Origin of the sequence: Providencia sp. TYF-12, from assembly GCF_041344805.1 — a bacterium.
Classification (GTDB): Bacteria; Pseudomonadota; Gammaproteobacteria; order Enterobacterales; family Enterobacteriaceae; genus Providencia; species Providencia huashanensis.
On sequence record NZ_CP166833.1, the window covers coordinates 1242741 to 1256135 of the forward strand.

A 13395-nucleotide genomic window follows, 5' to 3' on the forward strand; every position below is an offset into this window, starting at 1 on the left:
AAAACCTGTTTAACGTAATAGAGAATAAAACAACCGAGTTACGGTTGTGTCGCACCTGCGGCTAACTGCCCCACAGCAATCCACACGGAACCAATATCGCCTTCTGCACCCGATTCTTCGGCATATCCGACAATAAAGTCGCCCGCGGCAGCAGGCACAGCCCAACCCTCCGCATTTGCAGTTAACGGGTCGCCCGCTTTCACATCTGCGCCATACATCACATCAGCAAAACCCGAACGGATAACATCAGTCGGCATTTTTTCATCGCTTTCAAGCAGAGTGGTAACCCCAAGAATGAAAGCTTTGCCATCCACAGCCGGGTCAATATGGCGTGAGTCATCTTTGTTAAACACCACTAAACTGTATTGCCCAATCGCTTGAGTAGAGAGGTAAGTCGTTACGATGCCGGGTAAATTCATTTTTTCGCTCCTTTCACGTGATTAACGGCTTCAGTGGCAGAAATAATGCGACCTTTGTCCGCTTGCTCCACCATATAATCTCGGGCAGCATTAGCGACCGCTTGACTATCAGCAAAGTCCAATGCTTCATCACCATCTATTGCCGACTTTTCACTGAAATCCAAAAAGGCTGGACGGGACTGAAGCACATCACGCAATAGTGCTTCCGGTGTTTCATTGACAGTGGCACTGCCATCGGCAAACGAAACGGCCCCGTTTGGTAGGTTCATAAAAATCTCAACCACGCGATTTTTCTGTGCGGGGAGTAATTTGCCGTCTTTCACTAAACCATCGGCAAAGTCGGTGATCTCTTGGCGATGACGCTGTGCCTCATCGTCTTTGATTTTTTGCTCACGGGCTTTTAAGTCATTTTCACGCGCCTGAATTTTTGCTTCACGCTCAGCGAAATCAGTCGGTGGTGTTGGTTCTGTGTTTTTCATCTTGCCCTCTTCAGAGTAGGAAAGTGGTTTCACCGCATCATCATCCATGCGGCTATTGGCAATCGCAGCGGCTAAATCATCAATACGCCACTGGGGTAAAACTTGGTTCGCCTTTTCAAGGCTCTCTTTTTCAATGAGGTAATCGCGCAGTGCACGGAGTGAATCCACCAAAGACGCAACTTCCCATGGCAATGCAAATTCGACAGGAGCCGAATCACCGCTACCTTCGGAAAAGCTCACATCGGGCAAACCTTTTACCGCAGGCGGGGTTGCACCTAAAAAACCAATGTGGCGTGGGTAGAAGTGCCCCGGTTTTGGGTTGCCTGGTGAATCGGGGAGGTAAATAGATAAACTGCGTTTTTTGTACATGCCTTTGTTAAAGGCTTCGGCAAACTCCGGCACCACTTGTTTGGGTTCGGCATACACCAACCCATCACGCACTTCAAAACGGTTTGCCCAACCATATGAAGGGGCCGTTAATTTGGGGTGACCAATGACAAACGGGGTTTCCATCAGTGTTGGGTCATAACTTGCGGCTAAATCCAAGCAATCTTCTAGGGTGAAGGTCACTTGTCGGCCGTCCATAGCAGTGTGAGTGCCAGGGCGAAAAACAGGTAAAGTAGCAGTGGAGGTATTTGGCATGCTGACAATCTCAAAATAACCAGAATGATGGCCAGTGTAAAAAAGGGAGCGCAAGAGGTCATTGGACTGCGCTCAAGTCAAAAATAGCCTTGAGTCGAGGTGGAAAACAGGAAGTGGAAAAGAGACTGAAGTAAAGGGTTATTAAAACCTATTATAATAACCCTTGGTGCCATTAAGGCGGCAAGAACTGAATAACGAGTCGTGGAAAACAAAAAACTGCTTAAAATGCGTTAGAGGCAGTTATTTCATTAACGCCCCTGAAGGTGCTCACGCGCAATGTCTAACAGGCGATTGCTTTCATCACGGGATAACCCCAACCAAGGCCGCGCGGGCATCACCACTTTCTTGACGGGGCGACCGCCCACATTTAAGGCTTTCGCGTTCTTCGGCACTATCGTACCACCAAATTGGTGAATAGCACCATAGGGCCTGTCTGTACCAAAATACAAGATATCGCCTTGAATTTGCCAACGTAGTGTATCTTGAAGTTGCCCGGTGAGCGTTAAAATCTTATCAGCATTGCGGCTTTTACTGTCTCGATACCACGGGCGCAATGCCGCCCACGGTGTGCCATCGGGAGCTTGCTGCGCACGGAATCGGTCTTGATGGAGAATGAGCAACTCTTCCCCCATATCTTCCAGCATCGGTGTGACATCATACGCCGCCGCTTTCAAGACACGAAGCATCGTTAATGCACTTTGCGCCTGAAAATTAATTGTGATACTGGCCATCGTTACCCCTCATTCTCCGGTCGTGCATAGGCTAAATAGCCTTGACGAATACTGTTTAGCAGGCTCTCATCACGTTCACTTTCTGACAGCACCATTAATACTGACCAACCCGAACGCGACCATTCGACCACCACCCAAAGTGGCTCAACACTGTCTGGTAACTGGTAACGTGCCACATAATAACGCTGAGATTGGGCTTTACTGACACCCGATGTCGATACAATGCGCGTCCAGATTTCATCCGGTGATTGCAGCGTTTGCGCCAGTAAGAGTGCATACGGTGTCAGTTTTTCTTGCGCCCAGACCGTTGAGCCTGTCGCCGCCACATCAAACATTGACGCCCCAATCGTCACAGGTGCACCAATCGCATCTTTAAAGACAACGGGCTCTGCTACTGCGCCAAACTGCTGCAAAAATTGTGTCGTCGCTTCAGTGGGTAAAGTTTTAGCAGGCAAAACCTGTTGAGGTAACACTTTTCGGGGGATGGGCAGCATAACAGGGATAACCCGCTGTGCATCCAGCGCTTGCCAGATTGACTCACTGGTGCGCGGTGCAGGAATAAACGGCGCTAACAAACTGCGGCCAGGTGTATGCTCAAAACCCGGGTCAACCCCTTCCGGCACGGAAACCGCAATGGGGCCATCGGGACGACGCTGCCCAATCAATTGCGTTTGCCACTGCAAATCGGGTGCAACGTCAGGGCCAGGTTTACCTAATCGAGCCAAATCTGACGCACGACGCGCCACCACGCCACATTGACACCCCCAGCCATTGGGTGGGAAGTTGGTTATCCACCACGGATCATCCCAACGCAATATCATCCCATGCCACTTTAAATGCTCTTCACGCGGCGTTTCCACGGCGTGGCTGTGACGGTATTCCCAATAAGGTCGCGTCTCACGCATTGACCACAATTGCTGAAAACGACCCGCCATGTAGCTGCTGCGCACGTTGGTTTCATAAATCACGCGCGTTCGCCAACCAAAACCGCCGTTATACTCCCACCCATAGCGTGCCACAATCGCTTGGAAGTCACGCCGAAAATCCGCCAAGGTGCCACCTTGGGCAATGATGTTATCGACGGCAGTGCGCAAGTCGGCCAGTAAGTCTTCTCGCATGGCACCTGCAACGGCGAATTCACGGTCATGTTCAGCGCCATAGACATCTGTCCAATGGCCTGTGGGGCGATTGGTCTTATTTTCGAAAAACGTGTTTTGCTCTTGAAACGGCACGCGGGCTGTCGTGATGGACTCAGTCATTTGGCACCGCCAATCCCGCATCACGGGCTAACGCAAACACGTTAGATAACGCGCTCGCTTGCGCATCCAATGGCAAATTCGCCATCAATTGATTTAACGTATCACCGATATCTTCCAAGCTTTTCGCTTCATTGAGCTGGCGCTCAATCTCGGTTAACCAATTTTTTAACGGGGTTTGTAATGCCGTTTCAGAATCCAATAGTAATTGTTGCACGGGGTCAGTTTGGATCGCTTGTGCCGCAAAGTCGGTCACGGGTGGTGGTGATGCCGCACCAGGCGAAGGTACTGGCTCCCATTCACCGCCATAGGTGGCCTCCACACAGGCTAACGTCGGTCGATAACCCGTTGTTTCAGAGATGAGCTTGTCACGGGTCGCGCGTTTAGCTAAATCTTCCGCCTCTTCAAAGACACGGGCAACACGCGGTATTTTAGCACCTGGGAAATTAAGCTCGGTCAGCCATTTAGCGGGCCCCAAATTCCATGATTCACAAATGATATCCGCATCGGCTTTGACAATGGATTCTAACACGTCCGCTTGCAAGGATTCATTGCCGCCGATGGAGCTGGATGCGCCCCCCGAACTGGTGATTTGCCCCACGACCACGCGGCGAATGGCTTCGTTCATCGCACGGTAAAGTGCTTGATAATCGGGCGTCCCACTGCGGCTCGCTTCCAACAGCTCTATCGCCATGCCTTCCGGCATAATGATCCCACTGTCAGTTTGAATGCGGTGCGTCAGCTCTAACAGGTTATTTTTCTGCTCTTCAGTCGCTCCTTGATGAAACTTACCCACGGCGGTGGGCATTCCGTGTTTATCCAAGAAAATCAGCCAAAACTTGAGACCATTGCGTTTAAACAACGTTGGCCAATACAACCAGTGCGCTAACCCTAATCCATACGGCTCATCATCATGATCGGCACCTGTGGCAAAATGCCAAAAATACGGGGCTAAGCAAGGCTCACCCTGTGAACGGTTATTGGGAGTAATTAAACGCAATTCGCCTTGCGGGGAGTAACGAAAGCGGCGACGGTCACGCACTTTGACCTTATCAATCCACACCAGATTATCTTTGACGGTATAAATCAGCTCTGCCACGGCATACCCGTAGAACACGCCAAAATGCATTAGACGGGTAACGCGGTCAAAGCCCAATGCATTGATTTGGTCGCGCATAGCATCAGCGGCCGCAATATCTAAAGGGTCTTCACCGCCGGGCTCCACTATCCATTCGCGCTCAATCACCGCATCTTGACGCTGGGTGAAGGCGGATTTCACTTCGTCATCATTGAGCACTTCGCGATACAAATCTAAATTACCCGCTGCAACGTTATTTAAGACACTGTCATCGGGTAGCGCCAATGCGCCCAACCAAGGGCGCGTAATATCACGGCCATCGCCTGTGCTGGCAAACTCACGACCGAGTTCCGGTTGACTGGCAGGCACGGCGGGAGCGCGTGATTGACGACGTTGTTTTTTGGTTTTACGGCTCATACAAACCCCTTAAAGTTATTCGTGCCTCTGACCGTTCCCCAGCCAGCCTTGCTGTAGGTGGACTCATTTTGCGTGGTATTACCGCCGAACTGCGACAGTTGACGAAACACATCACGGGAACCATTACTGAAAAATTCAATTTCTGCCGCCAGGTTGAGCGAAGCATACCAAGCTAAACAACCGGCTATTGCCGTATCACCATGGCGCAGCAAATCCGCATCCTTGAGGTCTTTACGTTCAATATTGGCAATCATCGGAATACCATCCACTTCTTCCACCGCACGCAAGTCTTGAGCAATATTTTCATCACGAGGTAACTCAATCACACCGTCTTCAAATGCGCCGATAAACTTTGGCATCCAAAGCCCATACCATTTACGGTTCAACATGATTTCCGCAATGCGTGGGCGACCAAAGCGGTCAGCGGTATATTCCGCTAACACCATACCTGGGCCTGTTGCGTCCATTGCCCCGCCAGACTGACGAGGTAGGTTTTCAATTAAGTAAAATAAAATTTGTTGTTGTAACGCTGACGGCACGTTGTGCATTTCTAAGGTAAACGGGGCGCTGCGCCGTAAGACATTGTCAATGCCCAGAGGCACAATGGCCGAAAAGTGGCGGTGGCGAGCAAAGTCCATGCCGAAGACATGACGGCGCTCAGGGTGGCAGCATTCTTTGATGACAGGAGCCAACTCTCGCACCAGCCACTCTTTACCCCAAAATTCGCGTTCATATTCACTAAGATTGATAAAATCATCATCCAACGCCAATCGGATGACCGGGCGCTCTTCTGGCATTGCACGCTCAATCCACACCCCCGGAATACACACACCATTACCATCACGGGGGATGGCATCCAGCTCTTCACGCATCGCCGCTTTACGCGGGCCATACGCATTACGGATACCGTTGTACCAGGCTTTTTTCCCTTCCAGCGTTGGCGTTTCGCCTTTCATGGCACAGCGACGCTCGTACAACCCATTTTCAACGGCATCATCGAAGGTCACGGTGAGTACCTCCGCATCCTCGCCATAGCGACCCGCCTCAATATCGGCACAGAACTGGTAGAACGGATTATTTTTGCCATTGTGCGAGCTAATCACCACAATACGACCGCCCCAGATCAACAGTGCGGTGGCGGCATCCAATACGCCTTGGACATCGGGGTGGAAAGCGGCCTCATCGATAATGACGACGCCTTGTAACCCACGAATATTGGCAGGACGTGAGGACAAGGCAGTGACTTGGAAGCCACTGGCAAAGCGTACACGATACGCGGTAATTTTGCGGGTATTGCCTTCCTCATCCTGATCATCAAACAAAAACTCTTCAATTTTAGAGACATTCTGAGCTTGTTGCTGGGCAATTACACGGGCAAATTTCCCCACATAACCAATAAACTCCAAGCCTTTTTCCTTGGTATCCCCAATGTAAAACACGTTATCGCCGCCTGCGGATTTTTGTGCCCCGGCAATCAACGTGGAGTTAAGCCCCCACGCAAAGGTGATCCCCGTGCGTCGCCCTTTAGGGACGGCAATGATGGATTTATTGATGGCTAAACACGCTTTTTGGTGCGCCATCAATATCCCGTCTTCAAAGGGATTGAGGCTCATGGGGATATCACGCGCACGGGCGGGTAACTCATCCCAATCCACCTCACGCACGGTTGACGCTAACGTTTTCATGACTATTTCACTCCAAGGACTTTTTCACGCCAGAACTGCACTTGCTCTTCGCTGAGACCTTGCACACTCGCCACTTCGGATAAATTGGCTTGCTGCTCTTGCAAGAGGCGCTCACGGGCTTCACGTTCAATTTCACGTCGCTCATCTAACGAGGCTTTACGGGCTTGCAGCACATCTTTAGCCGCACGCGCCAAGTGACGCACGGTATCAATGTCCGCTTTTTCGGTTTCTTGGGCTTCTAAAGCCGCATGGGCGGTTAATGTGGTCACGGCTTGCACCATCAAGGCACCCGCGCGTTCATCGGGGTTTTCACCCAATTCACTGACCAATAATCGGGCCATTTGGTCTTGGGCTCTCATCCGCTCAACCACTTCACTGAAGGAATTTTTATAACGGCCTAACGCGCTGCGGCTCGGTAACGTGTCTTCCTTGGGAAAGTGGGCTTGCAAGTCCGCAATCAGCTCATCCAAGGTCATTTGGTCTTCACGCAATCGCTTCTCAAGGTGTGAACGCACCTCGACAGGCAACTTATGAATGGAGGATTTGCGCCCCATATTAACCTCCCGCACTTGGACGTTTGACACCCGGTGTCACAACACGCCCAGAAGCCACATCCGCACCACGGGCGGTGAGTTTCACTACAAGCACAGGGCCAATGTCATCCAATTGCACTAAGCCTTGCTCTTCTAACCAACGTAACTCGGTTTTGACGAGGTCACGGCTTGGGTTGTGCCCAAAACGTGAGAGCGCATCATACAAAATGGAGCTGTTTGAGGTGTACGCGGGCATTTCAGATAACAACCGCAATGTCACTAAACGGGCATCTTCCCGTAAAAAATCCGCATAAGACATAATGGGGCTCACTCCTTTTTTTGATGCAATAAATATTGATTGAGGTTATCTAACTGCCGCGACATGCCGCCTAAACGTTCAGAGAGAGACTGCAAAACAGCATCATTGCGACTGATGGTGTCAATGAGGCGGTTCACTTGGGCCTGCGTCGGCATTTGGGAGATTTTCACTTCCATTTCAGCCAAGCGAATTTGCATCGCGGTCAATTCTTGCTGACTAGCGGATTGCCGCTTGACCATCCAGGCGTAGACGCCTATCACCAACATCAAAATATTTTGCGTGGTGGGTAAATCAAACATCAGTTCATTGAAGCCCATCACAGCTTCCCCCTTGCGCGCAGCGGATCAATTCAATGACTTTGCCCGCACAGTCACCGTATTGGTCATAAAGAATTTTGAGCGTGGCGGTGATTTCATCCATTTCACCGTTCTCCGCTTGCTTCGGTTCGCTGCATGGGTTGGTGAGCTGGCCGGGTAAAACCGTCACGGGCAGTGTTGGCGGCGCGGGCTTGGGCGCGTCCAAGTTGCTGCATGACGTCATCATCAAGCACACAAGAACGACGAGACCCCTGTGTTTTTTTGAGCGCATCTTTAAGCTCCTTCGTGGTATCAGCATTGTCTTTTGCACGTTCAGCCAACAGGTTGGAAAGCCGCTCATTCCATTGCTGCGTTTGAGCAAACTGTTTTTTTAGCTCGGCTTGAAAGGCCGCATATTCACGGTCTTTGTCGTCATTTTTCTGCTCGGCCACCGCCAGTAAGGCATCGGCAGTGCCACGTTGATAAGCCAGGTGATCCACGGCAACCAATGCAGAAATAAACAAGGCAATCACCAGAACGTATTTGAGGGATTCACGGAGTAAAGCGGTCATGGCATACCCCCAAACCCCAGCCAGCCTCTTGGTATTGTGGCTGCCATCGGGTAATGATGCGCTGTGGATAGCCACGATTTTCACGAAAATACGCGGCACCACGCCCCGCATTGACACCATCAACACTTGACCAATAACGGCCACTGTCTAATCCCATCTGCGCGGCTTTCTTGCGGTCACGTTGCACCCAACCCAATCCCCCGTTATAGGCAGACAGGACAAAGGCCCAGCGATCACACTCGGTATTGGCTTGAATGCGTTGATAGAGCCAATGGTCATACGTGACTAAGGCACGCAATGCCCAACTGGGGTTATAAGGGGCTTGGTCACCTAATGATTGCGGGTACATTTGGGCTATCCATCGGCTCGTATCCGGCATGAATTGCGCTAAGCCTTGCGCCCCGACGGGTGAGCGCGCATTGACTTTCCAGCCTGATTCTTGGTGGATTTGCCCTGCAAAGGTACTGATAGGCGCATCCATCCCCCAAATGGCACGGGCATTGCGCGTCAGCTCGCGTTGATGTTGGTGGGCTTCTTGGGGAATGGCGGTGCTCACAGGCACCGCACAGGACATCAATGCCATGACCGCAAACCCTAATAAGGCTTTTCGGATTGTTTTCATGGCTATAACCCCAACGTCATCCCAAGCACAACAGCCAGCACAATCAAGGCACGCCGGATAATGACCGCGGCAAAGATACGTTGATAACCTTGCACCACGGGGTATTCGGGTTTGTCCTCGCCCTCATAGGGCTTGGATTGTTTCCAGTCATGGCACAGGTACGAACCTGGGCTCGCATACGGAAAGAGCCCTCTGTCCAAGGTGTAACCGAGCACCACTGCCAAACACACGAGTGAGAGCTTATACAGGACAACACCGACTTGTTGAGGTGAGAGAATGGCAATGACAACCAGTAATGCGATGGCCGCAAACCACCAACCTAGCAGACGATAACGGGTAAAAAAACGAGACAGAGACATAGCAACACCTTTTTTCATTGTGAGAGTTAAGGTGTATGACTATAAAAAAGGGAAGATTTTAACGCATTGGACGACGCTCAAGTGATATTGGCGTGGTTTTGTTTCAGGGTATGCAGGGTAACGACGGCGAGAGCCATAGCATGTTTCAGGTGATACGGGATGTCAATAGGCTTTCACCCACGTGTTGCTTAGCTACCTTAATCCAGATTGAAAACACAGGAAAAACCATGTTCACTCAACGTATTTTGGGTGTCTTTATTGACATCATTGTTATTGCTTCACTTTATTGCGGTACGGTTTATAACATGGAGGGGCTAATTAATATTGGCTACTTTGCAGGGTGGTTGTTTGGGAGCTTTAATTTATTGGGATTTGTTTTTCTTGATACCGCCACTATCCGTAAGCATTCCCATCACCGTCCTAGGTTCTTTCGAGGCTATGACATTGTAACTGATGCCGCTTTTGTGATATTTGCGGCTTATTCTGGATGGTTTGTATTGGCGTTAATTTTTGCAATAGGCGCACTATTTAAAGCCATCAAAATCAATGAAATCGAGCGCAACCCCACAAATCAACCAATACCATAAAATGTATGCGCCATAACTACTCACTAATATGGCGCACTTACTACCTTTACCACTTTAGCTTTGGCCCCGTATAATTATCTAGCTCATCATATAAAGAATTTCTGCCTATAGAGCCAAAATTGGCATCTTCATATTTTTCACCGCGATACTCACTAGAACACTGATGGCAGCGGAGCATATAAGCATGATTAGCAATCGTTGTTGGCTGCAAGATGGACTTAGTTTTTTGAATAAAACATTGTGGGCATAAGTATGTTTTTGTTTCTTGTGTACCATTTAGATCTTTCAGTTGGTAAACAACACCTCCGGCGGGAAGAGTAACTAATTCGTGATTACTCATTTCATTATCATCCCATGACTGATTAGCCTCAAAATTTCTTTTTAATTCATTGTACTCCGCTCGAAGATTATTGTGCTCGATTATCAATTCGTAGTGTTCTTTAAGTGCTTCATTTAACTTGCTGCGAAGGTCAATCAGGTGCGAATTAACTTCATCATCGTTGGTTTTAGATGAACTCAGTTTATTCTTCACATTGATAAGAGAATCAATGATATCTATAGATGATTTGATTGTGGAAATGATACTGCTTGGTGTCATGGCTAATCCTTTTAAATAAAATAATGGCTATAAGTAAGGTTTTAATACGTTAGCTAGTACAGTTACTGACTTATTTTTTTATATTCATCACAACCTGCATCAATTCCATTGTTACAAGCCTGACCAAACCATGATTTAGCTTTAGATTTATTTTTCTCTACGCCTAATCCGCCGTTATAAATAAGACCTAAACTATAATAAGCTTTTGCACTACCTTGCTTAGCTGCCATTTCATACCACTTCCTAGCTTCAACTGGATCTTTTGTTATGTCGGAACTACCGAACATATATAACCCAGCAAGAGCCTCTTGAGCTGCTAGCTCCTTTTGTTTTGCGGCTTTTTTTAGGTATTCAATCCCTAAATCAACGTCTTTGGGGACGCCTTCACCAGTTAAATACAGCGTGCCTAACATGTACTGTGGGAATGGCATTCCTTCTTTTGCAGCTTTCTTCCATGTAGTTATAGAATATACTCGCCCTCCAATCATGACAGATTCATCAGGTTCTACTTCCGTCGCAATACTCATTGCTGAAAGGGTTAAACCGACAAATAGAGTAATTACCTTTTTAATTTGACTATCCATATAACTTAAATCCCATAAGTGGTTGAGTAACGCAAAGAGAAATAGATCTCAAGTATCTTTATCATCAGACTTAAATATAACAATTATAAATTGTTAGGCGTTCTTTTCCTAAATTGATCCAAATAAACAACATTACTATTTTGTTCTGTTTGAGTTTTGGTTTTTTTTGAACGTCATTTATAGATTGCTTTTCGACGTTATTAACCTGTTTTTTTATCGGATTTTGGTTGAGCAAAGATTCTCCCAACCTCAAGAATAGCCCTCCGCTGTTCCGGAGTTAGCTCCTCTAGAACATTGATTAGTTCTTTTTTATCTTTTAATAAAGGCTCAGAATCTTGATCAAAGATATTATTTGTTACAAAAACATCTCCCGTACCTAACAACAACCAATTCAAATTTACACCCAAATGTGTACATATCTTGGTGAGCCCTGAAATATTAGGCTCTCTATCCCCATTCAAATAGCTTTGAGCAGTTCGATAAGGCAAGTCCGCAATCTCAGCAAATTTCTTGATAGAACTGATTTTTTTCAGCTCAATTGCTTTTTTTAATCTTTCCGATATACACATTTGCGTTTTCTTCATTGCATTATACACGATTGTGTATATAATCTATCATACATAAGCCAAACATCATTGCATTATTTAAGGAGGCAATATGACGAAGGCCATTAGTCCTGAACAAGTTAAAGCAAATTTAAATTTATCAGGAATTACAATTACTCAATGGGCAAAAGATAACGGGTATTCCCGTAACGAGGTTTACCGAGTTCTTAATGGTGTAGTTAAAGCCAAATACGGTAAAGCTCATGAAATAGCGGTCAAACTTGGATTAAAGCCCCAAACCACTATTTAGCCACACCTTAAGTGTAACAGCATTTCATTTTAGAAAAAGAGGTTAATTCAATGAATGACAAAACCCGTGTATCAGCCGCAGTCAGAGCGCTGAGAATTCTAAAAGTCCTAAAAGGGCATACTAATTACGGTTTATCTAACCAAGAAATTGCAACAGCAATAAATGATACCCCAGTTAATGTTAGTCGTGCGCTCACTACACTTATTGAAGAAGGTCTTGTTGACCAAGTCCATGACAATGGTGGGGGCTCTCATTACAAATTTGCCCTCAGTATTCAAATGCTTCAAATCGCCCATTCCTGTATGGCTGAAGATGAACGCCTTATAGCAAGGTTAGAAGAAAAACGTCACCGCATTCGTGCTGGTAGCCAAAATAATTAAGGAATATATAAATGAATAAAACACAAGTTGATATTTCAGAATTAATAGATGATTCCGACGTTATTGGGCAACGTATCCCAGTATCAGCAACACCAAGTAAAATAGCTGATAAAGAAGCTCAGGATGCAGAAGACCGAGACTTACTTAATCAGCTTCTTGGTCAGGCTCAAATGGCAGAGGCGTTTGGCAAATTTTCCCAAACGGTTTGGAGTTCTAAATTAGCGTTCGTCAAGGAAAACAGACTTTATCAGTCACTTAAAGGAAAAATTACTCCAAACGGTTTGGAGTTAAATGGAACTTGGGTTGAGTTCTGTAGTTTATTAGGTATTTCAGACGAAAAAGCTAATCAAGATATAGCCAACTTAAAAACCTTTGGTGAAGAAGCTCTTGAATCTATGTCACGCATGGGGATTGGCTATCGTGAAATGCGCCAATACCGCAAATTACCCGCAGATCAGCAACAAGCCTTAATTGAAGTGGCAAAAGAAGGTGATAAAGAATCTTTAATGGAATTAGCTGAAGAGCTCATTGCTAAACAAGTTAAAGAAAAAGAAGCGCTTAAAGCCGACTTGGAAATTAGTCGCCAAAATGTGGCCGAGAAAAAAGAGCAAGTATCTCAACTTCAGGAAGCCAATGAAGAACTGAATAACAAGCTCAAACACCGTATTTACCATGAAACACCAGACCAGACGGAAGCTGAACTTCGCAAGGAAACTAACCTCATTGCTCATGAAATAGAAACCTTTGTTTCCGTGCGATTGAAAGAAGCCTTTGCGGCATTGGCGAGCCATGCAGATGAACACAACTTACCTCAAGATGACTTTATGGCGGGTTTACTGTGTCAAATTGATCGTCGTGTTTTGCAGCTTCGTGAAGAATTTAGCCTAGAGAGTGCCCCCACTGGAACTGACCGCCCGTCATGGTTAGAAGTGGATGAAAACACCCTATTAGGGCAACAACCTGTTACTGAGTAGGGTTTTACG

19 protein-coding genes are annotated in these 13395 nt (G+C 47.3%); 4 read left to right on the plus strand and 15 right to left on the minus strand.

Going from position 1 to position 13395, the window contains the following annotated elements; genetic code table 11:
• Positions 1-38: 38 nt before the first annotated feature.
• The 12 genes from ABE954_RS05430 to ABE954_RS05485 all read right to left on the minus strand — a co-directional run bounded on the left by ABE954_RS05430 (position 39) and on the right by ABE954_RS05485 (position 9408).
• Positions 39-419, minus strand: coding sequence for a hypothetical protein (locus ABE954_RS05430; protein WP_371025772.1), 381 nt, complete (start codon positions 417-419; stop codon positions 39-41).
• Positions 416-1540: a hypothetical protein gene (locus ABE954_RS05435; RefSeq protein ID WP_371025773.1), complete on the minus strand. Its 1125-nt coding sequence runs from the start codon at positions 1538-1540 to the stop codon at positions 416-418. Before ABE954_RS05435 ends, ABE954_RS05430 begins: the two co-directional genes overlap by 4 nt.
• Before the next feature lie 248 nt (positions 1541-1788).
• Entirely contained in the window at positions 1789-2271 is a 483-nt protein-coding gene (locus ABE954_RS05440) for a phage virion morphogenesis protein (protein ID WP_371025774.1), read from the minus strand.
• A 2-nt stretch (positions 2272-2273) separates the two neighbouring features.
• Positions 2274-3530, minus strand: a complete 1257-nt coding sequence (locus ABE954_RS05445) for a PBECR2 nuclease fold domain-containing protein (protein WP_371025775.1) — start codon at positions 3528-3530, stop codon at positions 2274-2276.
• The gene (locus tag ABE954_RS05450; RefSeq protein ID WP_371025776.1) at positions 3523-5022 is read right to left on the minus strand and encodes a DUF935 domain-containing protein; all 1500 of its coding nucleotides are present in this window, start codon (positions 5020-5022) and stop codon (positions 3523-3525) included. Before ABE954_RS05450 ends, ABE954_RS05445 begins: the two co-directional genes overlap by 8 nt.
• Positions 5019-6707 carry a hypothetical protein gene (locus tag ABE954_RS05455; RefSeq protein ID WP_371025777.1) on the minus strand — a complete coding sequence of 563 codons (1689 nt, stop codon included), beginning with the start codon at positions 6705-6707 and terminating at the stop codon, positions 5019-5021. The genes ABE954_RS05450 and ABE954_RS05455 overlap by 4 nt, the downstream gene beginning before the upstream one ends.
• A 2-nt stretch (positions 6708-6709) precedes the next feature.
• Entirely contained in the window at positions 6710-7261 is a 552-nt protein-coding gene (locus ABE954_RS05460) for a phage protein Gp27 family protein (protein ID WP_371025778.1), read from the minus strand.
• A gap of 1 nt (position 7262) precedes the next feature.
• A complete protein-coding gene (locus ABE954_RS05465) occupies positions 7263-7559 on the minus strand; it encodes a hypothetical protein (RefSeq protein ID WP_070924761.1) in 297 nt (98 codons plus the stop codon).
• Between the two features lie 8 nt (positions 7560-7567).
• A complete protein-coding gene (locus ABE954_RS05470; protein WP_247605298.1) occupies positions 7568-7876 on the minus strand; it encodes a DUF2730 family protein in 309 nt (102 codons plus the stop codon).
• Positions 7877-7980: 104 nt separating this feature from the next.
• Positions 7981-8427 (minus strand): hypothetical protein, encoded by a 447-nt coding sequence (locus tag ABE954_RS05475; protein ID WP_371025779.1) that lies wholly within the window; start codon positions 8425-8427, stop codon positions 7981-7983.
• Positions 8408-9049, minus strand: coding sequence for a transglycosylase SLT domain-containing protein (locus ABE954_RS05480; RefSeq protein WP_371025780.1), 642 nt, complete (start codon positions 9047-9049; stop codon positions 8408-8410). Before ABE954_RS05480 ends, ABE954_RS05475 begins: the two co-directional genes overlap by 20 nt.
• Positions 9050-9051: 2 nt before the next feature.
• The gene (locus tag ABE954_RS05485) at positions 9052-9408 is read right to left on the minus strand and encodes a putative holin (RefSeq protein WP_371025781.1); all 357 of its coding nucleotides are present in this window, start codon (positions 9406-9408) and stop codon (positions 9052-9054) included.
• A 227-nt stretch (positions 9409-9635) separates the two neighbouring features.
• Here ABE954_RS05485 and ABE954_RS05490 point away from each other — a divergent pair, with 227 nt between their 5' ends.
• Positions 9636-9995 (plus strand): hypothetical protein, encoded by a 360-nt coding sequence (locus tag ABE954_RS05490; RefSeq protein ID WP_371025782.1) that lies wholly within the window; start codon positions 9636-9638, stop codon positions 9993-9995.
• A 46-nt stretch (positions 9996-10041) separates the two neighbouring features.
• On the opposite strand, the gene ABE954_RS05495 is transcribed toward ABE954_RS05490, so the two are convergent.
• The 3 genes from ABE954_RS05495 to ABE954_RS05505 all read right to left on the minus strand — a co-directional run bounded on the left by ABE954_RS05495 (position 10042) and on the right by ABE954_RS05505 (position 11761).
• Positions 10042-10593, minus strand: a complete 552-nt coding sequence (locus tag ABE954_RS05495; RefSeq protein ID WP_371025783.1) for a hypothetical protein — start codon at positions 10591-10593, stop codon at positions 10042-10044.
• Between the two features lie 62 nt (positions 10594-10655).
• Positions 10656-11177, minus strand: coding sequence for a tetratricopeptide repeat protein (locus tag ABE954_RS05500; protein WP_371025784.1), 522 nt, complete (start codon positions 11175-11177; stop codon positions 10656-10658).
• 200 nt (positions 11178-11377) lie between these two features.
• Positions 11378-11761, minus strand: a complete 384-nt coding sequence (locus ABE954_RS05505; protein ID WP_371025785.1) for a helix-turn-helix domain-containing protein — start codon at positions 11759-11761, stop codon at positions 11378-11380.
• An 85-nt stretch (positions 11762-11846) separates the two neighbouring features.
• Between ABE954_RS05505 and ABE954_RS05510 the strand changes: the two genes are divergently transcribed.
• The 3 genes from ABE954_RS05510 to ABE954_RS05520 are packed head-to-tail and all read left to right on the plus strand — an operon-like array spanning position 11847 to position 13386.
• Positions 11847-12032, plus strand: a complete 186-nt coding sequence (locus tag ABE954_RS05510) for a DNA-binding protein (RefSeq protein WP_131680217.1) — start codon at positions 11847-11849, stop codon at positions 12030-12032.
• A gap of 50 nt (positions 12033-12082) precedes the next feature.
• On the plus strand, positions 12083-12412 hold the full coding sequence (locus ABE954_RS05515; RefSeq protein WP_131680101.1) for a helix-turn-helix domain-containing protein: 330 nt from the start codon (positions 12083-12085) through the stop codon (positions 12410-12412).
• 11 nt (positions 12413-12423) lie between these two features.
• Positions 12424-13386 (plus strand): hypothetical protein, encoded by a 963-nt coding sequence (locus ABE954_RS05520; protein WP_371025786.1) that lies wholly within the window; start codon positions 12424-12426, stop codon positions 13384-13386.
• Positions 13387-13395 lie beyond the last annotated feature (9 nt).